This is a genomic window from Rothia sp. 11273D007AR (assembly GCF_053547255.1).
The window spans coordinates 109,528-129,578 of the sequence record NZ_JBPPWJ010000005.1 but is presented as its reverse complement, the minus strand read 5'-3'; the positions used below and the strand labels follow the sequence as shown (position 1 = coordinate 129,578).

Here is a 20,051-nt window from a genome sequence, read left to right as displayed (position 1 = left end):
ACTTATTCTGTAAAGTCCGCAACTAGTTGCGGGTACATCAGAATAAGTGCGGATTACTTTTCGCCCTGGGCCAGCCTGGCGTGGCTCTCGGGCTTACCATCTGCGACGGCTGGCTTAGACCCTACTCTTTTTCTCTTGACCCTGCGGATTATCTCGGGGCGAAGAGAGGAGGAGTAGGGTCTTGTTGTATCACTTAACAAATTGATATGTTTGCTTATTACAAGGTAGAGTGAAGGTGCGTATTATGTGAGTGCGTCAATGACTGGTGCAGATTTCACCTGGGTCACGGCGCTCATGGGGCTAGTGGCGGCGCTTCCGTTCGCCGCTGCTGGTTTTAACCGAAACCTGGCTAGGCAGGAGCGTGACGAATACCAGCAGGTGCGATAAGAGGTGGTGTGGAGATATGAAGCGACAGCGTTTACAAGTGCTTCTGTTAGCGGGGGCGATGCTCCTGTCTGGTTGCTCCGCAACTAAACCAAGCATAGATTCAGTGAGCCTGGAACCACCGGCGGATGCTTATGTGTGGACTCCAATTACTGAAGGTTTTGACCGTTCTGAAATAACTCTCTCCCTTGTGCAGGGCAGAGCGTATGTCATTAATGCTCAATGTGGCGGTGAAGAGGGTACCGGCTTTGCTATCGATGTTTTACACGAAGATGGTACGTCTATCGCTAGTTATCAGCTTCAGTGCCCACAGCAAATTAATGAATCTTTAGGTGTGACTAGAGATGAGCAAGTAACTATGGCAGTTTCTTCACTAGATGGAAAAGACCTACCCACACATAACTCGTATGCGAGTATTCTGGGCGAGGGCGAATAGCACCTACACATTAGAATCTGATCCGCACTTATTCTGAAAAGTCCGCAACTAGTTGCGGGTACATCAGAATAAATGCGGATTACTTTCGCCCTGGTCCAGTCTGGTCAGCAGGGCGGACGCGCGGTGGGCCCGCATACTCACCAACGACGAGTTCGTAGAGTCACTGGGCTTCTGCGTCGAAGCGTAGAGATAGTAGCCCGCCAAAGCGATAACAGTAGCCTGCAAGAACTCGAGCGCAGGACGCCCGGACGCCGGCATCAGCTCGTATACCTCAGTAAGAGTCAGCTCGGGGTTGGCAATCAGGGCGTCAGTTGCCACCGAGGTAGTGTCATATTGGGCGTTACCCACCGTTGCCCAGGGCCAGTCAATCAAAACAGCCTCGCCGGTGGGGCGAATCAGAATGTTGTCGCCCCGCAAATCGGTATGCACATAGGAGCACCCTGCCAGATGGGCAACCAGATGCTCGTCTACAAAGGCGGCAAACTCGGCGGCCTTATGGTTGATAAAGGGCAGTAGCTGCACCAGCTGCTGGTAGGAATCAGTGGCCTGAACATAGACCAGGTGCTCCAGAGTCACACCCCGAGCGAGTTTGTGCCAGAAAATGAGTTCCTCTGTCAGGTCAGCTTCGGTGGCCGGTAGGTTGAGGCTTGGGTCAACCGGAACCCGGCTCATGCTCTCTAAGGCCCGAAAAACGGCGGCCAGTTCTTCTTTCTGCCAGGGGTATTCTGGGTGCCGCCCCTCGATATCTTCCAGAAGCAGGGCGACCCAGGCTGTGCCGTCCGCCCCTGAAAAATCACGGGCAGCGAGGACGGCCGGGGTTGGGGTGTTGCTGGGGAAGGACGCGGTGATGCGGCCCTCCTGCCGGTGCAAGTCAGCTGTTTGTGGGTGAAGGTTGGCGTCAACAGCCTTAAGGAAAGCCCTGCGACCTTTGCGGGTGACCAGGCGGTCTGCGGTGCCCAGGCTGAACCCACCGCTTTGCGACTCGGCCCCGACTACGGTGTCACCTAGCTCTTCTTCTACCCAGGCCTGCACGGAATGAGGGAGATCCGCCCAGGTGGCACGCTGGGTAAGGGGCACTGGGGAGGGTATCTGATCACTCATGGCTCTAGCTTAGCTACCTTGCTTTTGGGGGTAATAAATTATTGCCGAACTAGAGCCCTTAGGGGTAAAAGCGCCGTAACAGAGTAGAAAAAATATCCAACCCCTGGCGCCTGGGTGCACCCAGAATCTAGGCTTTAAGTGAGCCACAACACTCATCTGCTGTATTTCTAAGGAGCTCTCACATGGCCACCATGAAAGCTGTTGTTGTTTCTGACCGTCTTGATGGAACCGTAGATATCAAAGATGTGCCCGTACCCGAGGTGGGCCACGGTCAGGTGCTTGCCAAGATTGAATACTCAGGTATCTGCCATACCGACCTGCACGTAGCAGCCAGTGACTTTGGCGAAAAGCCCGGTCGTATTCTGGGTCATGAGGGTGTAGGTGTCATCACTGAAGTCGGCCCCGGCGTAGAACACCTCAAGGTGGGCGATCGCGTCTGTGTTCCCTGGTTCTTTAAGGGCTGCGGCCACTGCGAATACTGCACGGACGGCCGCGAAACCTTCTGCCGCTCCGTCATCAATGCGGGCTACACCGCAGACGGTGGCATGAGTGAATACACCCTGCTCTATGCTGACTACACCGTCAAGGTTCCCGATGCTCTCGACCCGGTTGAGGCAACCTCCATCACCTGTGCCGGTGTGACCACATATAAGGCCGTGAAGGAATCAGGTGTCCGCCCGGGTCAATGGATTGTCTGCTTTGGCGCAGGCGGCCTGGGCAACCTCTCCGTCCAGTACGCCAAGAACGTCTTTGGGGCCCAGGTTATTGCCGTTGACCTTAATGAAGACAAGCTGCTGCTGGCTAAGGACAGCGGGGCAGATGTGGTCATCAATGCTAAGAATGTCGAAGATGTCGTGGAAGAAATCAAGAACACCACCGGCGGGGCTGGTGCCCACGTTGCGGTGGTCACCGCGGTAGCTAAGGCTGCCTTTAATCAGGCTGTTGATTCCGTCCGCGCCGGTGGCACCGTAGTTGCTGTTGGTCTGCCCACCGAGTCTATGGATCTCAACATCCCCCGCCTGGTGCTAGATGGCATCAAGGTCCAGGGCTCTTTGGTGGGAACCCGTCAAGACCTGGCAGAAGCTTTTGAATTCGGTGCCCAGGGTCGTGTTAAGCCCGTGGTTCAGCTCCGCCCGGTCGAAGATGCCCAGGCTATCTTTGATGAAATGCATGCCGGTTTGATTAACGGACGCATGGTGCTCGACTTTACCGGCGCCACCCGCTAACTTACCCATCTGATCAGTGGGGTTCTGGAATATTCCAGGGCCCCACTTTTCTATCCTCTATGTGAAATACCTGTCTCATTTTGCGAGATTTAAAGTTTCAAGCCTGTTTCAATTAGCCACCCCCCACGTAACAATGAACCCTGCATAATTACGAAAAATATTCATGTTCTAATTCGGTTTTCCCTAGGTTGCACAGGGTAAGAATCAAGCAAAAGAAGCTATCTAGTAGGGGAGTAGCTCCCATCTTGCTCATGCAACCTACAGGTGCCTGTTGAATCTTTACACGCAGGGGCGTATAAATTTACACATACGTAACGAAGCCTCTACAGACTGATGGAAACATTCTCCCGCACCTACCGGAAGCGGGGGAGAACCCCAGGTTCAGGCCCCACAACCGGGCAACCTAGAGCCGCTACACGCGCCATCGTCACAGCGAGGCGACCACCGACATCTCGTGCTGCAAGGGAGCGGCTAAACCACAGGCGTCCTGTGACCACCAGCTCCCGTACGTCCGCCGTTTAGCTTCCTCCGCTGGCACCAGAGCCCAACGTAAGTAGGAACGGCCCACATGAGTCACACCACGCTCGGCAGTGCAGACCACGCCGATAAGACCTTCACCCAGGACCCCCACACCCTCGGGCACGCCCCTTCACCCTTCACCACTTTCGCCTCCATTCCCGAGGCCACCGGTCTCTATAGCCCGGAGAACGAAAAGGACGCCTGTGGCCTGGCCATGATTGCCACCCTGCGCGGCACCCCCGGCCACGACATCGTTGATCACGCCCTAACCGCCCTACGCCGTCTGGAACACCGCGGTGCGGTCGGCGCGGACGAAGGCACCGGCGACGGCGCCGGTATTCTCCTACAGATTCCCGATGCCTTCTTCCGCGAGGTCGTTGATTTTGACCTGCCCGAACTGGGTAAATACGCCGTAGGTACCGCCTACCTGCCCACAGGTGGCGAGAATGCAGATGAACTCAAGGAGGGGCTAACCCAGATTGCCCAGCGCGAGGGCCTGCGGGTGCTCGGCTGGCGTGAGGTGCCCGTCAATGCGGATATCGTGGGTAAGGCTGCCCGCGAGGTCATGCCCTACTTCGTGCAAATGTTCATTGCAGAAGCCTCAGGTGAGGATCTGGACACCGTCAACGCCCCCTTTACAGGCCACATCCCCGTGGTCAACCTGGACGAAGATTCAGAGCGCCGCCAGCTGGACCAGAAGGCATTCCGCGTGCGCAAGCGGGCCCAGCACAAGCTTGGCGTCTACTTCCCCTCCTTCTCCTCGCGCACCATCGTCTATAAGGGTATGCTGACCACAGCCCAGCTGGAACCCTTCTACCCGGATCTCTCCGACCCGCGTTTTGCCACCAAGCTGGCGATCGTCCACTCGCGTTTCTCGACCAACACCTTCCCCTCCTGGCCCCTGGCCCAGCCCTTCCGCACCATCGCCCACAACGGCGAAATCAACACGGTCAAGGGCAACCGCAACTGGATGCGCGCTCGCCAGTCCCAGCTCAAGTCCCCGGTTCTGGGCCGCAACCCCGAAGAGCTCTTCCCCATTTGCTCGGTGGGTGCCTCTGACTCCCAGAGCTTCGATGAAGTTGCAGAACTGCTGATGCTCTCGGGGCGTTCGGCTGCCCAGGTGCTCATGATGATGGTTCCTGAGGCCTGGGAAAACCACGAAACCATGGACGAGGACCGCCGCGCCTTCTACCGCTACCACTCCTCCCTCATGGAGCCCTGGGACGGCCCCGCCGCGATTGCTTTTACGGACGGCGACAACGTCGGCTCCGTCCTGGACCGCAATGGTCTGCGCCCCGGCCGCTACTGGGTCACCGACGAGGGCCTGGTCATTCTGGCCTCTGAGGTCGGCGTGGTCGACATGCCCGAAGAGAAGATTGTTGAGAAGGGCCGAGTTTCGCCCGGCAAGATGTTCTTCGTTGATACCAAGGCAGGACGCCTGGTGCCCGACGAAGAGGTTAAGGCAACTGTTGCTGCCGAGCAGCCCTGGAAGCAGTGGGCTGATGAGAACATCGTTGACCTGGCTGATCTGCCCGAGCGCGAGCACATCCGTGCCTCCCGCAAGTCCATCCTCAAGCGCCAGCAGACCTTCGGTTACACCGAGGAAGAGCTGCGCAAGATCTTGGCTCCTATGGCTAAGACCGGGGCTGAACCCATCTACGCCATGGGCACTGACACCCCCATCGCGGTGCTTTCAACCCGCCACCGCCTGCTCTTTGACTACTTCGTGCAGTCCTTTGCCCAGGTGACCAACCCGCCGCTGGACTCCATCCGTGAAGAGCTGGTAACCAGCCTCAAGACCTCTATCGGTGCCGACGGCAACCTGCTGCGCAACGGCCGCGTCAAGGTCCAGCACGTGGGGCTCAACTTCCCGGTTATCAATAACGACGAGCTCGATAAGATTGCCCATATCGAGGACGAGGACGGCATGCCTGCCGCTCTCAAGGTCAGCGGCCTCTACCCGGCTCACGGGGGAGAAGAAGCCCTGCGCGCCCGTATCGCTGAAATCTGTGAAAAGGTTTCTGCCGCTGTAGAACGTGGCGTGCAGTTCCTGATTCTTTCAGACCGTAACTCTAACGGCGCCTGGGCGCCCATCCCGTCCCTGCTGCTGACCAGCGCCGTCCACCACCACCTGCTACGCTCAGCCACCCGCACCAAGGTCGCCCTGATTGTTGAGGCCGGCGATGTGCGCGAGGTACACCACGTTGCCACCCTGATTGGCTACGGCGCATCGGCAGTCAACCCCTACCTGGCCATGGAATCAGTAGAAGAGCTGGTAGCCCAGGGCGAAATCACCGGTGTGACCGAATCCGAAGCGGTCTACAACCTCATCAAGGCTCTGGGTAAGGGCCTGCAGAAGATTATGTCCAAGATGGGTATCTCCACCGTCTCCTCCTACTGCGGTGCGCAGACCTTCGAGGCTCTGGGCCTCTCCCAGCAGGTCGTTGACCAGTTCTTCACCGGCACCCACTCCCAGATGGACGGCGTGGGCCTGGACGTCATTGAAGCCGAAACCCGCAAGCGCCACCACGATGCCTACCCCGACGACGGCGTCTCCGTGCCCCACCGCGCCCTGGAAACCGGCGGTGAGTACGACTGGCGCCGCGAGGGCCCGCCCCACCTCTTCAACCCCCAGACCATCTTCCGTCTGCAGCACTCGACCAAGACCCGTCGCTACGATATCTTCAAGTCCTACACCAAGCTGGTTGACGACCAGGCCAAGGACCTGATGACCCTGCGCGGCCTCTTCACTTTCACCGAAGACCGCACCCCCATCTCCATTGACGAGGTGGAACCCGTCAGCGAAATCGTCAAGCGCTTCTCCACCGGTGCTATGAGCTACGGCTCTATCTCCAAGGAGGCCCACGAGACCCTGGCCATTGCCATGAACCGCCTGGGCGCTAAGTCCAACACCGGTGAGGGCGGTGAGGACGTTGATCGTCTGCTGGACCCCGAACGTCGTTCTGCCATCAAGCAGGTCGCCTCCGGCCGTTTCGGCGTGACCTCCCTCTACCTGACCAACGCCGACGACATCCAGATCAAGATGGCCCAGGGCGCTAAGCCCGGTGAGGGTGGCCAGCTCATGGCTGCCAAGGTCTACCCCTGGGTAGCCAAGACCCGCCACTCCACCCCCGGCGTCTCCCTGATTTCGCCCCCGCCCCACCACGATATCTACTCCATCGAGGACCTCGCCCAGCTCATCTACGACTGCAAGCGGGCTAACCCGTCCGCCCGCGTCCACGTCAAGCTGGTGTCTGAAATCGGTATCGGCACCGTGGCCGCAGGCGTCACCAAGGCTAAGGCGGACGTCGTGCTCATCTCGGGCCACGACGGCGGCACCGGCGCAGCCCCGCTCAACTCCCTCAAGCACGCAGGTGCCCCCTGGGAGCTCGGCCTGGCTGAAACCCAGCAGACCCTCATGATTAACGGCCTGCGCGACCGCGTCGTCGTCCAGGCGGACGGCCAGCTCAAGACCGGCCGCGACGTCATCATCGCCGCCCTGCTGGGCGCCGAAGAATACGGCTTCGCCACCGCACCCCTGGTCGTCGAAGGCTGCATCATGATGCGCAAGTGCCACCTGGACACCTGCCCCGTGGGCGTCGCTACCCAGAACCCCGACCTGCGCGCCCGCTTCACCGGCCAGGCAGACCACGTGGTCAACTTCTTCGAGTTCATCGCCGAAGAGGTACGCGAATACCTGGCTCAGCTGGGCTTCCGCACCCTGGACGAAGCTATCGGCCACGCCGAGGTACTCGACATGTCCCAGGCCATCGACCACTGGAAGGCCGACGGGCTCGACCTGACCAAGGTGCTCACCTCCACCGCCGTCGAATACGAGGGTCAGGGTATCCGCCACCTCAAGGACCAGGACCACGAACTCGAGGCGCACATCGATAACACCTTCATCGCAGCCGCCCAGGCAACCCTGAGCGACCGCACCCCGGTTGCTATCGACTCACCGGTGGTCAACACCGACCGCTCCGTGGGCACCATGCTGGGCCACACCGTCACCAAAACCTTCGGCATTGAGGTGCTGGACCACGACTCCATCACCCTCAACCTGACCGGCCACGCGGGCCAGTCCCTGGGCGCCTTCCTGCCGCAGGGTATCACCATCCGCCTGACCGGCGACTCCAACGACTACGTGGGCAAGGGTCTCTCCGGCGGCCGCATTATCGTGGCTCCGGACGCCGCAGCCCCCCTGGTTGCCGAAGAGAACGTGGTAGCCGGTAACGTCATCGGCTACGGTGCCACCAGCGGTGAAATGTTCATCCGCGGTATCGTCGGTGAGCGATTCCTGGTACGTAACTCCGGTGCCACTGCCGTTGTTGAAGGCATCGGCGATCACGGCTGCGAATACATGACCGGTGGTAAAGCCCTGATTCTGGGCTCAACCGGCCGTAACTTCGGTGCGGGCATGAGCGGCGGTACCGCCTACGTGCTCGACCTGGACATGGCTAAGGTCAACAAGCAGTCCCGTGAATCCGGCGAACTTGGCTTCCTGGAACTAACCGAGGACGACCGCGCCGAGGTTGCCCAGCTGCTGACCCGCCACCGTACCGAGACCGGCTCAACCCTGGCGTCCGCCCTGCTGGAGGACCTGGAGGGCACCTACGCCCGCATCACCAAGGTACTCCCGCGCGACTTCGCCGCCGTACAAGCTATCCGTGCCGAGGCCGAAGCCGCCGGCGAAGACACCGAATCCATGCAGGTTTGGAACAAGATTTTGGAGGTGACCGCTCGTGGCTGATCCCCGCGGTTTTCTGAAAGTAACCACCCGTCAAGACCGACCCAAGCGCCCCGTCCCCGTGCGCATCCTTGACTGGAACGAGGTGCAGGTCGCCCAGAACTCAGCGGTTCTCAAGACCCAGGCCTCCCGCTGTATGGACTGCGGCGTTCCCTTCTGCCACGTCGGCTGCCCCCTGGGCAACCTGATTCCCGAATGGAACGACCTGACCTGGCGCGAGCAGACCGAAAAGGCTGTGGAACGCCTGCACGCGACCAACAACTTCCCGGAGTTCACCGGACGCGTATGCCCGGCTCCCTGCGAAACCTCCTGCGTGCTGGGCATCAACCAGCCCGCAGTGACCATCAAACAGATCGAGTACTCGATCGCCGAGCAGGCTTTCGAGGGCGGCTACATCGAGCCGATCATGCCCGACCGCATGCTCGATAAGACCGTCGCCGTAGTCGGTTCAGGCCCCGCCGGTCTGGCAGCTGCCCAGCAGCTGACCCAGGCAGGCTTCACCGTCGCCGTCTTCGAACGCGACGACAAGGTGGGCGGTCTGCTGCGCTACGGTATTCCCGATTTCAAGCTAGAAAAAGATATCGTTGACCGCCGTATCGAGGTCATGAAGGCCGAAGGTACCCGCTTCCGCACCGGTGTTGAAATCGGTAAAGACATCACCTGGGATAACCTCAAGCGCCGCTACGACGCCGTCATCGTTGCCACCGGCGCAACCGCCCCCCGCGCCCTGCCCATCCCCGGGGCCGACCTGGACGGCGTCCACTACGCCATGCCCTACCTGACCGAAGCCAACCGCGTGGTAGCCGGCGACCTCGCCGCCCCCACCATCGACGCAGCGGGTAAGCACGTCATCGTGCTGGGCGGTGGCGACACCGGCTCCGACTGCATCGGCACCGCCGTGCGTCAGGGGGCAGCCTCCATCACCACCCTGGCCATCGGCGCCCAGCCCCCGGCAGACCGCGCCGACCACGAGCCCTGGCCCATGTTCCCCAAGGTCTTCGAGGTATCCTCATCCCACGAAGAAGGTGGCGAACGCAAGTACCTGGCCTCCACCGTCGAATTCGTGGGCGAAAACGGTAAACTCACCGGCCTCAAGGTCGCTGAAACCGAATACCTACCCGACGGCCGCCGCGTGCCCAAGGCAGGTACCGAACACGTGATCTCCGCTGACCTGGTCTTCCTGGCCCTGGGCTTCACCGGCCAGGAAAACGACGCCATCACCACCCAGGTCGGCGCAGAACTCGACCGCCGCACCAACGTAGCCCGCGACGAGAACTACATGACCAACGTACCCGGAGTCTTCTCCTGCGGCGATGCCGGCCGCGGCCAGTCCCTAGTCGTCTGGGCAATTGCCGAAGGACGCGCCTGCGCCGCAGCCGTCGAAAAGCACCTGACCGGCTCCACCCTGCTGCCGGCCCCTGTCGCCCCCAGCGACCGGGCTATTGATTTGGCGCTCTAATAAAGAAACTGGCCCCGCCTCAGAATCTCTGGGGCGGGGCCGGTTTTTCTGTGGGTGCCTTGGTCTTTCCTTAGGCTAGGGCGGCTACTGCCTCGACCAGCGGTTCAACCTGCTCTTCGCTGGAGTAATCCACTGTCTTGTGCGTGAAACTGTCGAGCATCTGCTGGTTGGCCTCAGATTTCCTGGGCAGAGCAGCAATGGCTGAGCGGATGCCCACCATCACGGTCTTGTGCTTGAAAGAAAGCCGGGTGTGGTCGAGGCCGCCGCGCAGGTGAAAGGTGCCGAGGGCGTCCTGAACCAGGGTCTCACCCAGGTTCTTGGCCAGCAGGGCATCGAGCTTCTGCTGGCTTGCCCCCGCCAAGCCACTGAACGAGACGGTGAAGAGGGCAAAGGGCTTGACCCTCAGCTCCTGCTCGTACTTTTTGAGCTCCTGGGCGCCGGTGAGGAACCCGCCGTAGTCGCTCAGGCCCGCCACCAGGACGTCCGCGTCGGCTACGGCGCGTTCGGTTAGCTGGTCTAGGGGGAGTAGCTGGGTGGTAAAGCGCCCCTCTAGCTGCTGGCTGATCCAGCGGGCGTACTGCTCGGTGTAGCCGTACTGGCTACCGTAGGCAATCAGTAGTGTTTTCATTGCTAGGCGGCTGCGATATCGGTCAGGTAGGTTTCAACCTCGGCGACCAGGGGCTTGGTCCATTCGCGGTTGGTGTGGTCGGCGCCGCCGTTTTCGAAGGCCTCGATGAGCTGCTTGTCGTACTCGTTCTGCTTGGGCTTGAGCTTGTAGGCGGTCTTGACGCCGGTCAGGGCGGTCTTGTGGAGCTTGGACATTTCGTCCATCTTGAGGCCCCCACGGAAGTGGAAGGCGGGGCGGTCACCGGCGACGTCTGCCTTGTAGCTCTTCAGGACGCGCTCGTCCAGGTAGGAGCGGGGGTAAACCTCGGTGCCGTTGAAGGAGACGGTGTAGAAGACGCGGTTGGGTACCTTGAGCATGGCTTCGCGGCGCTTGCGCAGGGTGGGGGCACCGGTGAGGAAGCCACCTAGATAGCTGGCACCGACGATGAGAACGTCGGCTGCTTCGATCATCTCGTCGGTTGCTTCGGCAACGGGGGAGAGGGAGACCTGGGGGGCGGACGCGTGGGCGCGCAGGTCTTCGGCAATCCAGTGGGCGTAGCGTTCGGTGTGGCCGTAGGTTGAACCGAAGAGGATCAGGACGTTGGGGGTAGGCATGGGCACTCTTTCGTTTGTTGGCGGGCCGGTGGCTTACCGGGGCTTCTGCATACAGAATACCGCGCTACCGGTGTGTGTTCTCAAAGCTGACAAGCTAGATGACATATTTTGTTTGTTTATGACTGTTTATGTGTGTTTTGGTGGGGTTTGTGTCGAATATTTACACAAAAAGTGCCCAATGCCTCCACCAAAACCTCACGAAACAACGTATAATGGGGTGTGGACATGTTGGTTTCATGCTGACTATCTGTGAATATGTTGGTTGTTGATTCCCTATCGACAGAAACCGCACCAAAGGTTCTCAGACCCCTACAAACCTAAGGTTGATTGATGAGACGCGCAAAGATTGTTTGTACTATTGGCCCCGCAATTTCTGCTCCCGAGAAGATTGCAGCGGCTATCGAAGCGGGCATGAACGTCGCCCGCCTGAACATGAGCCACGGTGACCACGAGGTTCACACCAACTCATATGCAACCATCCGCGAGCAGGCCGAAAAGCTTGGTCACAACGTCGCGATTCTCGCCGACCTTCAGGGCCCCAAGATTCGCCTCGAAACCTTCAAGAACGGCGCTGAGGTTCTCGAACCCGGCGACACCTTCAAGATCACCATCGAAGATGTTGAAGGCACCAAGGAAATCTGCGGTACCACCTTCAAGGGCCTGCCCGGCGACGTCAAGCCCGGCGACACCCTGCTGATCGACGACGGTAAGATCCGCCTCGAAGCTATCGAGGTTGACGAGACCACCGTGACCACCCGCGTCATCGTCGGTGGCCCCATCTCCAACAACAAGGGCATCAACCTGCCCGGCGTTGCTGTCTCCATTCCCGCCCTGACCGAAAAGGACGAACGCGACCTGCGTTTCGCCCTGAACCTGGGCGTTGACATCATCGCTCTCTCCTTCGTCCGCTCCGGCGACGACATCCAGCGCGTTCACGAAATCATGGCAGAAGAGGGCCGCAAGATCGCCGTCATCGCCAAGATTGAAAAGCCCCAGGCTGTTGAAAACCTGCAGGACATCGTCGATAAGTTCGACGGCATCATGGTAGCCCGTGGCGACCTGGGCGTGGAGTTCCCCCTCGAAGAGGTTCCCCTGGTGCAGAAGCGCGCCATTGAGCTGGCTCGCCGCTGGGCAAAGCCCGTTATCGTGGCAACCCAGGTGCTGGAAACCATGATCCAGAACCCCACCCCCACCCGTGCAGAGGCATCTGACTGCGCTAACGCTATCCTCGACGGTGCCGACGCTGTCATGCTCTCCGGTGAAACCTCAGTGGGTAAGTACCCCATCATCACCATCCAGACCATGGCTCGCATCATCAAGTCCACCGAAGAGCGCGGCCTCTTCCGCGTTCCCGAACTGGGCACCTCACCCAAGACCCGCGGTGGCGCTATCACCCGCGCAGCGGTCAACATCGCTGACCAGCTGGATGTTAAGTACATCGCCACCTTCACCCAGTCTGGCGACACCGCCCGCCGTCTGGCCCGCCTGCGTCCGGCCAAGCCTGTGCTTGCCCTGACCCCCGAGCCCTCCGTGCGTGCCTTCCTCTCCCTGCTATGGGGCGTTGAGGCAGCGGTTTCACCCACCGCTAAGGACACCGACGAGATGACCGCCGTGGTTGACCGCTACATGCTGGCCAACGGCCTGGCTCAGGCTAACGACATGATCGTCATGGCTGCCGGTTCACCTCCCGGTGTTGCTGGCTCCACCAACACCGTCAAGGTCCACCGCGTTGGTGACCTTGATGACGCCGGTGCTGTGCTGCCTGAAGCTCGCGAAACCGTCGGTCCCTTCACTGACTAAGGGATAAGCGGCTCCGCGAAGCCAGGCTAAGGGCCCCGCCACTTCAAGACCTGAAGTGGCGGGGCCCTTGTCTCTGTAGACTAGTTGATATGACAAATACTTTTCTCACTCGCTCCACCGTTATCGACGCGCCCCTTGAGCGCGTCCGCTCCCTGCTTGAGGACCTGCACGCCTGGGAAAACTGGTCGCCCTGGCAGGAACTTGACCCCGCCATGCAGCAGGCCTACTCGGGTGCCGAGAGAGGCGTCGGCGCAAAGATGGCCTGGGCTGGTAACAAGAAGGCCGGTGAGGGCCGCATGACCGTAGTGACGGTAGAGGACAACCTGGTTGAGGTTGATATTGAATTCATCAAGCCCTGGGCCGCTAAGAACCGTAGCCACTTCAAGCTACAGCCTACCGAGGGCGGTACCGCAGTTGCCTGGTCGATGAGCGGTGAGCAGAACCTGATCATGAAAGTAATGTTCAAGGTCTTTAATATGCAAAAGCGTATCGGTGCTGATTTTGAGCGCGGGCTGGCCCGCCTCAAAGCGGCAGCAGAGGGTTAGGACGCCTGCTGGCACCGCTTGCCTGTGGGAAAGTCCTTCGTCATATAGGGGTCACAGTTGCCTATTGTGATTGATGAATGAACTTTAACCTGACTGACAGGTGTAGACTTGTTGTGGTGATTCAGGACCGGAGATTTGGTTTTGAATCGAACCGCCGTAGGAACCACAAGATCAAAGCCTGGCTTCGGTCTTGTATCCTCACCAGCCCGCCCGCCCCCCCTTCGGGGCGGGCGGGTTTTTTCAGTGTAGATTATTTCGCTTGATGAGCGGCGCGAGCTGGCCTAAAAATGAAATGGGGTTCAAAAAGGGGTTCACGCCGTTTTTGAGAGGGCAAAGAAAAGCCCCCGACCTGGAATGTTTTACCAGGTCAGGGGCTTATTTTGTGCCCAAGGTGGGACTCGAACCCACACTCCGAAGAACCGCATTTTGAGTGCGGCGCGTCTGCCAATTCCGCCACTTGGGCAAGTGCGAAAGCTCTTCTACAATACACGTTTTTGCCCGCTAAAAGCCAATCGGCCCTCACCCTGGAAGAAAGAACCCGCCCCCGACTAAGATAGGAATCGATGAGGGTACGCACCGTCACCCGTTGCATGCACGCCCACAGGGTTGTGCGCGTGCGAAAATAGATAGCGAACCTCAACTAAACGCTGAAATGACCTAAGGAGCAGGGTATGTCAGAGCAGACCACCCAGGAGCCCGAGAACCACGATCAGCAGCCCGCACGCACCGTCGTCGTCGCTGAAGACGAGGCGCTGATTCGCCTCGACATCGTCGAAATCCTCAAAGACCAGGGCTTTAACGTCATTGCCGAAACAGACAACGGCAAGAAGGCTGTAGAACTGGCCGAAGAACACCGTCCCGACCTGGTCCTCATGGACGTCAACATGCCGATCATGGACGGCATCGAAGCAGCGGGTCAGATTAGCGAGCAGCAGCTGGCCCCGGTCGTCCTGCTCACCGCCTTCAGCCAGAAAGAGCTGGTGGACCGCGCCACCGAGGCAGGTGCAATGGCCTACGTGGTCAAGCCCTTTACCCCCAATGACCTCATCCCTGCTATCGAGGTGGCCATCAGCCGCTACGAGCAGATCCGTGCCCTTCAGGATGAAGTCACCAGCATCAAGGAACAGTTCGAGACTCGCAAGCTGGTTGACCGCGCTAAGTCCCTGCTGATGACCAAGATGGGCCTGAGCGAGCCCGAGGCCTTCCGCTGGATTCAGAAGACCTCCATGGACCGCCGCCTCTCCATGCGCGAGGTCGCCGAAACCATCGTCAAGCAGGTTCAGTAGGGTAGCACCCCTAGCCTGTAACAAAGCCCGCCCCAGCGTCGTATTGCTGGAGCGGGCTTTGCTGTATTCAAAGGGGGGGCGGACGCCTGCCGGCGGGGTAGGCGTCCGCCCCCCCTCTTACGGGGAGCTAGAGGGCGTCCTTATGGTCGCTCTTAGTTCCGATTCCCCAGAGGGTAATAGCGGCGCTGATAGTCACAGCGGCCCACCAGAGGCCGCCCTGGCTCAAGGCCGTCACCGTGAAGATGAGGGTCAGTACCAGGAAGACATTGCCGATGAGTTTGCGGCGTGCTGCGGTCATGGTGGGCCTTTCGTGAACTAGAGGTTAGTGGGCTGCTGCCAGGCTGCCGTCGCGCTCGTCGGTCTCGGGCAGGTCGTCCTCGTCCGCACCGAAGGCCTTAGCCACGCGCTCGGTGAGTGAGGCGATAGCGGCGTCACCGGTGACGTTGGTGGCGGTGCCGAAGGAGTCCTGGGCCAGGTAGAGAGCGATCATCAGGGCAATCATGGACTCATCGAAGCCCAGCATGGACTGGAGCAGGCCGATAGCGGTCATTACGGCGCCGCCGGGCACGCCGGGGGCTGCAACCATCATGAGGCCCAGAACCAGAACCACGGGAATCATGGCGGTGAAGCTGAGGGAGCCGCTGGTCATGTACACCACGGCAACCGCGCAGGAGGTAATGGTGATCATGGAGCCTGAGAGGTGAATGGTAGCGCAGAGGGGGATTGCGAAGTCCACGATCTTGCCCTTGATACCCACGTTCTTAGCGGACGCCACGGTCACGGGGATAGTGGCGGCTGAGGACTGGGTGCCGATCGCGGTGAAGTAGGCGGGCAGCATGCCGCGCAGCATGGTGATGGGGTTGCGCTTGGAGGCGGCGCCGGCAACGGTGTACTGGATAGCCAGCATGACCCAGTGCAGGATGATGACCATGATGAAGACCTTGCCGAAGACCGCAAGAATCTGGCCGACCTGGCCTGCCATGGTCATGTTGGCGAAGACGCCGACGATATGGACGGGCAGCAGGGGGATGATGACGTAGCCCAGGAGCTTTTCGATGATGGTCTGGAAATCCTGGAAGAGGTTCAGCATGTTCTTGCTGTTCAGAGCGGTGATGCCCAGGCCCATGATGAAGGCTAGAATCAGGGCGCTCATGACCGACATGATGGGGTCAAGGGTGAATTCCAGGTAGCCGGCTGAGAGGGCTTCTTCGGGGTTTTCGAAGGCGGTGAGCTGCTGGCCCTTGAGGATGATGGGGTAGATGAAGTGGGCCACGGTCACGGCAAGGAAGCCCGCTGCAATGGAGGAGGTGTAGGCCAAGCCAACGGTGGTGCCGAGCAGTTTGCCTGCGCCCTTGGCCAGTGAGCCGATACCGGGCACGATGAAGCCGATGATAATCAGCGGAATCGCGAAGCTCAGGAAGGCGCTAAAGACGGTAGAGAAGGAGACAAAGAGCTGGACGACGAAGTCGGTGGGAATGGCTGTTCCCAGGGCGTCGTTGATGCCGGAGATAAGGCCGGGGGTGAAGGCACCGATGAGGATACCGCCGAGGATTGCGACGATAATCCACACGAGCAGAGGAATCTTCTTCATGGGGTTCCTTGGTGTTGTGTGGTCTTGTGTGCGTTTGCACGGACTGTGTCAGTTTATCAGGACGCCGCCAGAGGCGCCCTGAGTTAAGGGGCGGACGCCGGGGTTAGAGTAAATCGCTAGGGCAGGTTAATGATGTTGTTGGTGATGCGGGCGGTAGCGATGAGTTTGCCCGCATCGTCGGTGATATCAATGGCGTGGACGCAGACGGTGCGGCCCAGCTTGATCGCCCGGCAGGTCGCGGTGACGGTTCCGGAACGAACCGAGCGCAGGTGGGTGATGTTCAAATCAATGCCCACAGCAGCCTTCTTCTGCTCTGCCACCGAAAGAAAGGCAGAGATAGACCCCAGGGTTTCTGCCAGGGCGGCAGAGGCGCCGCCGTGAAGCAGGCCCACCGGCTGGGTGTTGCCCTCCACCGGCATGGTGGCGACGGTCAGTTCGGGGGAGGCTTCGAGAATAGTGATACCCAGCTTCTGCGCCAGGGCCCCTACCCCTAGCCGTTCAAGGATCTGCTGGTAGCGGGCGTCCTGCTCCTGGGTCTCGGTCATGGGTGCTCCTTAGAAAATAGGGGGAGATTGTCTGCCTTCAATCGTAGGGCAGGGGCAGACGGTAGGATGGTAGGCGTGATGACTAGACCTGAAACTTCTGCACCTGCACCCGGTAAGCTCATGCTCATTGACGGGCATTCCCTGGCTTTCCGTTCTTTCTACGGCACCCCGGTGGATGTCTTTGTGAATACTGAGGGCCAGCACACCAACGCGGTCCATGGCTTCCTCTCAACCCTGATTTCTCTGATTAAAAATGAGCAGCCCAGCCACATTATTGTGGCCTTTGACCTCTCTGGCGGAACCTTCCGCACCGAGGAATACGGTGAGTATAAGGGTGGGCGTAATGAAACCCCACAGGAGTTCTTTGGTCAGATCGAGCTGATTCAGAAGGCCCTGGCGGCCCTGAACATTCCTTCGGTGACCCTGCCGCGCTATGAGGCTGACGATATTGTTGCTACCTACACCCGTCAGGGGCGGGAGGCTGGCTTTGAGGTGCAGATTGTGTCGGGTGACCGCGATGCCTTCCAGCTGGTGACCGATACCGTTACTGTGCTGTACCCGGTCACGACCGGCCCTACCAAGGGTATCCGCTACATGACCCCGGCTGCCGTCGAGGAAAAGTATAAGGTTGCACCTCACCTTTACCCCGATCTTGCTGCCCTCACTGGCGAGCAGGCGGACAACCTGCCGGGCGTGCCCGGTGTGGGCCCTGGCTTTGCTGCCAAGTGGATTAACGAATACGGTGATCTCAAGGGTGTGCTGGACAATGCTGAGAAGATTAAGGGTAAGAAGGGGGAGGCCCTGCGCGAGCATATCGACGACGTGCTGCGCAATCGCCGCCTCAACCGCCTGGTGGACGACCTTGACCTGCCGGTAACCCTCGATGACGCTGAGGGCTACGGCCCTAACGCTGAGGAGCTTGAAGAGCTCTTTGATTACCTGGAGTTCAATTCTATTCGCAAGCGCGTCGCTGAGCTCTTTGAGGGCATGCAGCAAGCTACACCTGCGGTTGAGATTGATATTGAAATGGTTGAGACCCTCACCAGCGCGGACGACCTCACCGCCTTCCTGGCGGCTGCCCCCGAAGCGCTCGCGGCGGTTGAACGGTCGGTCGAAGTGCCTGAACGCCTGGCGCAGGCCATCACCCTCTGGCCTGTGGCCGATGAGCAGACCGGTGAAAAGGGGCTGGCCCACGGCCAGACCCTGCACGGCCTCATGCTGGTTGCCGGTGCCCGCGCAGCCTACCTTGATTTTGAGAAGCAGGCGGACGGCGTCCGTGCCGCTCTGCGCGACTGGCTGGGGGACGCGTCCGCCCCCAAAATCACCTTCGATGTTAAGCAGAACTTTAAGTCGCTCGCCGCCTACGACCTGCCCCTAGCGGGCGTCATTGAAGACCCGGTTCTCTCTTCCTACGTCTGTGGCTTCATCCCCACTGCCCGTCGCCGCGGTCACCGCGAGATGCTCGAAGACCTCACCCGCGACTACCTGGGGCAGACCTACCCGGCCGCCCCTGAACAGGAAGACCAGGGGGAGCTCTTCTCGCTCGAACCTGCTGTCGATACCGACTATCAGGCCCTTGCCGCCCGCCATGTACAAGAATTGGCCTACGCCCTACACCTTGACCTGGTTGCCAAAAACCAGCTCGGCCTCTACGAAGAAATTGAGCTGCCGGCTGCGTCCGCCCTGGCCCGCATGGAAATCGCCGGTGTAGCAATCGACGCCAGCGCCATCTCAGAACTCAAGGGCTACTACGGTGAACACGTCACCCGCGCCACCGACGCGGCCTACGAAATTCTGGGCCACGAGGTCAACCTTTCGTCCCCCAAGCAGCTGCAGGGCGTCCTCTTTGACGAGCTAGGCCTACCGACCACCCGCAAACTCAAGAGCGGCTACTCCACCGACGCCGACTCGCTTGCGGGAATCCTCGGTCAGGTAGACCCCGAGAGCCAGGGGGCCTCCTTCCTAGGCGAGCTGCAAACCTACCGCGACTACACCAAGCTCAAGCAGACCGTAGAGGGGCTGGGTAAGGCAACCGCCGCAGACGGCCGCATCCACACCACCTACCAGCAGAACGTCGCGGCTACCGGTCGCCTCTCGTCAACCGACCCCAACCTGCAGAACATACCGATTCGCACCGAAGAAGGCCGCAAGATCCGCGACGCTTTTGTCGTGGCCCCCGAACCGGTTGACAGCACCGACTACACCACCCTGCTGACTGCTGACTACTCCCAGATTGAAATGCGTATCATGGTGCACCTGTCGGACGACGAAGACCTCATCGCCGCTTACCAGGCGGGGGAGGACCTGCACCGCTTCGTCGGTTCAGAGGTGTTCGGGGTAGCGCCAGAAGACGTGACCCCCGAGATGCGCTCTAAGGTCAAGGCCATGAGCTACGGCCTTGCCTACGGCCTCTCACCCTTCGGCCTGTCAAAGCAACTGGGGATCAGCGTGGACGAAGCGACCAGCCTGCGCACCAACTACTTCCAGCGCTTCGGTAAGGTCGGCAGGTTCCTGCGCTCCATCGTGCGCGAGGCCCACAAGACCGGCTACACCGAGACCATGTTTGGCCGTCGCCGCGCGCTGCCCGACTTGGCCTCGTCCAACCGTCAGCGACGCGAAGCTGCTGAACGCGCAGCCCTTAACTCGCCCATTCAGGGCACGGCCGCCGACATCATTAAAATCGCCATGATCAACATCGACGAACGCCTGCGCCGCGAAAACCTGGCCACCCGTATGCTCCTCCAGGTTCACGATGAACTCATTCTCGAGGTCGCCGCAGGCGAAGAAAAGATTGCAGAGACCATCCTGGTGGAAGAAATGAGCGGGGCTGCCTCCCTGCGCGTGCCCCTGGACGTGCAGGTCGGCTGGGGCCGCTCCTGGCACGAGGCAGGGCACTAGCAGGGCGGGAAAGATACGTGCGGACGCCGGTGCAACACACCCGGGCGCGGGTTAAGACCAACATCACCCCACTTTCCCGTGAACACGCGGTGAAAACGCCCACCAAACCATTGACCGGCACCCGCACGAGCCCTAGACTTGAATCTGTGCGTGTACAGTGCCCGCTTTGGCGTGCGTCGCACCCGCACATCATATTGTCCGTATCAACGCTCAATACAGAGAACCATGCGGACCTTACCCCGCCCACAGCCACAAGCTACACCGCGGGACCCAGTAAGGCCCTGCCTGTATTG

General features: G+C 60.1%; 15 protein-coding genes and 1 tRNA gene. 9 read left to right on the top strand and 7 right to left on the bottom strand.

Annotated elements, in window-relative coordinates; genetic code table 11:
• Positions 1-258 precede the first annotated feature (258 nt).
• On the top strand, positions 259-387 hold the full coding sequence (locus ACED88_RS04160; RefSeq protein ID WP_377126577.1) for a hypothetical protein: 129 nt from the start codon (positions 259-261) through the stop codon (positions 385-387).
• A 16-nt stretch (positions 388-403) separates the two neighbouring features.
• Entirely contained in the window at positions 404-820 is a 417-nt protein-coding gene (locus ACED88_RS04155; RefSeq protein WP_449108816.1) for a hypothetical protein, read from the top strand.
• 63 nt (positions 821-883) lie between these two features.
• On the opposite strand, the gene ACED88_RS04150 is transcribed toward ACED88_RS04155, so the two are convergent.
• Positions 884-1,921 (bottom strand): phosphotransferase, encoded by a 1,038-nt coding sequence (locus ACED88_RS04150; RefSeq protein ID WP_449108815.1) that lies wholly within the window; start codon positions 1,919-1,921, stop codon positions 884-886.
• 182 nt (positions 1,922-2,103) lie between these two features.
• Between ACED88_RS04150 and adhP the strand changes: the two genes are divergently transcribed.
• The 3 genes from adhP (at position 2,104) to ACED88_RS04135 (ending at position 9,872) form a co-directional block, all read left to right on the top strand.
• Positions 2,104-3,147, top strand: a complete 1,044-nt coding sequence (gene adhP, locus ACED88_RS04145; protein WP_237185293.1) for an alcohol dehydrogenase AdhP — start codon at positions 2,104-2,106, stop codon at positions 3,145-3,147.
• A gap of 568 nt (positions 3,148-3,715) precedes the next feature.
• Positions 3,716-8,416, top strand: coding sequence for a glutamate synthase large subunit (gene gltB, locus ACED88_RS04140; RefSeq protein ID WP_449106950.1), 4,701 nt, complete (start codon positions 3,716-3,718; stop codon positions 8,414-8,416).
• Positions 8,409-9,872 (top strand): glutamate synthase subunit beta, encoded by a 1,464-nt coding sequence (locus ACED88_RS04135; protein ID WP_449108814.1) that lies wholly within the window; start codon positions 8,409-8,411, stop codon positions 9,870-9,872. Before gltB ends, ACED88_RS04135 begins: the two co-directional genes overlap by 8 nt.
• Positions 9,873-9,942: 70 nt before the next feature.
• Here ACED88_RS04135 and ACED88_RS04130 read toward each other — a convergent pair whose 3' ends face one another.
• Together ACED88_RS04130 and ACED88_RS04125 are read right to left on the bottom strand one after the other, a co-directional pair.
• A complete protein-coding gene (locus tag ACED88_RS04130; protein WP_449108813.1) occupies positions 9,943-10,500 on the bottom strand; it encodes a flavodoxin domain-containing protein in 558 nt (185 codons plus the stop codon).
• A 2-nt stretch (positions 10,501-10,502) separates the two neighbouring features.
• Complete coding sequence (locus ACED88_RS04125; RefSeq protein ID WP_449108812.1) at positions 10,503-11,093, bottom strand: flavodoxin domain-containing protein; 591 nt, start codon at positions 11,091-11,093, stop codon at positions 10,503-10,505.
• 330 nt (positions 11,094-11,423) lie between these two features.
• Here ACED88_RS04125 and pyk point away from each other — a divergent pair, with 330 nt between their 5' ends.
• Positions 11,424-12,893, top strand: a complete 1,470-nt coding sequence (gene pyk, locus ACED88_RS04120; RefSeq protein ID WP_449108811.1) for a pyruvate kinase — start codon at positions 11,424-11,426, stop codon at positions 12,891-12,893.
• A gap of 89 nt (positions 12,894-12,982) precedes the next feature.
• On the top strand, positions 12,983-13,438 hold the full coding sequence (locus ACED88_RS04115) for an SRPBCC family protein (protein ID WP_449108810.1): 456 nt from the start codon (positions 12,983-12,985) through the stop codon (positions 13,436-13,438).
• A 383-nt stretch (positions 13,439-13,821) separates the two neighbouring features.
• Here ACED88_RS04115 and ACED88_RS04110 read toward each other — a convergent pair.
• A tRNA-Leu gene (locus ACED88_RS04110) sits at positions 13,822-13,901 on the bottom strand.
• Positions 13,902-14,109: 208 nt separating this feature from the next.
• On the opposite strand from ACED88_RS04110, the gene ACED88_RS04105 reads away from it, so the two are divergent.
• A complete protein-coding gene (locus tag ACED88_RS04105; protein WP_135012073.1) occupies positions 14,110-14,724 on the top strand; it encodes an ANTAR domain-containing response regulator in 615 nt (204 codons plus the stop codon).
• A gap of 127 nt (positions 14,725-14,851) precedes the next feature.
• Here ACED88_RS04105 and ACED88_RS04100 read toward each other — a convergent pair whose 3' ends face one another.
• The 3 genes from ACED88_RS04100 to ACED88_RS04090 all read right to left on the bottom strand — a co-directional run bounded on the left by ACED88_RS04100 (position 14,852) and on the right by ACED88_RS04090 (position 16,860).
• The gene (locus ACED88_RS04100; RefSeq protein WP_449108809.1) at positions 14,852-15,022 is read right to left on the bottom strand and encodes a hypothetical protein; all 171 of its coding nucleotides are present in this window, start codon (positions 15,020-15,022) and stop codon (positions 14,852-14,854) included.
• Between the two features lie 24 nt (positions 15,023-15,046).
• Positions 15,047-16,315, bottom strand: a complete 1,269-nt coding sequence (locus ACED88_RS04095) for a dicarboxylate/amino acid:cation symporter (protein WP_449108808.1) — start codon at positions 16,313-16,315, stop codon at positions 15,047-15,049.
• Between the two features lie 116 nt (positions 16,316-16,431).
• Positions 16,432-16,860, bottom strand: coding sequence for a PaaI family thioesterase (locus tag ACED88_RS04090; RefSeq protein WP_449108807.1), 429 nt, complete (start codon positions 16,858-16,860; stop codon positions 16,432-16,434).
• Between the two features lie 78 nt (positions 16,861-16,938).
• Between ACED88_RS04090 and polA the strand changes: the two genes are divergently transcribed.
• Positions 16,939-19,758 (top strand): DNA polymerase I, encoded by a 2,820-nt coding sequence (gene polA, locus ACED88_RS04085; RefSeq protein WP_449108806.1) that lies wholly within the window; start codon positions 16,939-16,941, stop codon positions 19,756-19,758.
• The last annotated feature ends 293 nt before the right edge of the window (positions 19,759-20,051 follow it).

What these genes read in the sequence shown, in the direction of transcription:
- ACED88_RS04160 (WP_377126577.1), top strand. Translation starts at nt 259, where the DNA reads ATGACTGGTGCAGATTTCACCTGGGTCACGGCGCTCATGGGGCTAGTG.
- ACED88_RS04155 (WP_449108816.1), top strand. Translation starts at nt 404, where the DNA reads ATGAAGCGACAGCGTTTACAAGTGCTTCTGTTAGCGGGGGCGATGCTC.
- ACED88_RS04150 (WP_449108815.1), bottom strand. Translation starts at nt 1,921, where the DNA reads ATGAGTGATCAGATACCCTCCCCAGTGCCCCTTACCCAGCGTGCCACC.
- adhP (WP_237185293.1), top strand. Translation starts at nt 2,104, where the DNA reads ATGGCCACCATGAAAGCTGTTGTTGTTTCTGACCGTCTTGATGGAACC.
- gltB (WP_449106950.1), top strand. Translation starts at nt 3,716, where the DNA reads ATGAGTCACACCACGCTCGGCAGTGCAGACCACGCCGATAAGACCTTC.
- ACED88_RS04130 (WP_449108813.1), bottom strand. Translation starts at nt 10,500, where the DNA reads ATGAAAACACTACTGATTGCCTACGGTAGCCAGTACGGCTACACCGAG.
- ACED88_RS04125 (WP_449108812.1), bottom strand. Translation starts at nt 11,093, where the DNA reads ATGCCTACCCCCAACGTCCTGATCCTCTTCGGTTCAACCTACGGCCAC.
- pyk (WP_449108811.1), top strand. Translation starts at nt 11,424, where the DNA reads ATGAGACGCGCAAAGATTGTTTGTACTATTGGCCCCGCAATTTCTGCT.
- ACED88_RS04115 (WP_449108810.1), top strand. Translation starts at nt 12,983, where the DNA reads ATGACAAATACTTTTCTCACTCGCTCCACCGTTATCGACGCGCCCCTT.
- ACED88_RS04105 (WP_135012073.1), top strand. Translation starts at nt 14,110, where the DNA reads ATGTCAGAGCAGACCACCCAGGAGCCCGAGAACCACGATCAGCAGCCC.
- ACED88_RS04100 (WP_449108809.1), bottom strand. Translation starts at nt 15,022, where the DNA reads ATGACCGCAGCACGCCGCAAACTCATCGGCAATGTCTTCCTGGTACTG.
- ACED88_RS04095 (WP_449108808.1), bottom strand. Translation starts at nt 16,315, where the DNA reads ATGAAGAAGATTCCTCTGCTCGTGTGGATTATCGTCGCAATCCTCGGC.
- ACED88_RS04090 (WP_449108807.1), bottom strand. Translation starts at nt 16,860, where the DNA reads ATGACCGAGACCCAGGAGCAGGACGCCCGCTACCAGCAGATCCTTGAA.
- polA (WP_449108806.1), top strand. Translation starts at nt 16,939, where the DNA reads ATGACTAGACCTGAAACTTCTGCACCTGCACCCGGTAAGCTCATGCTC.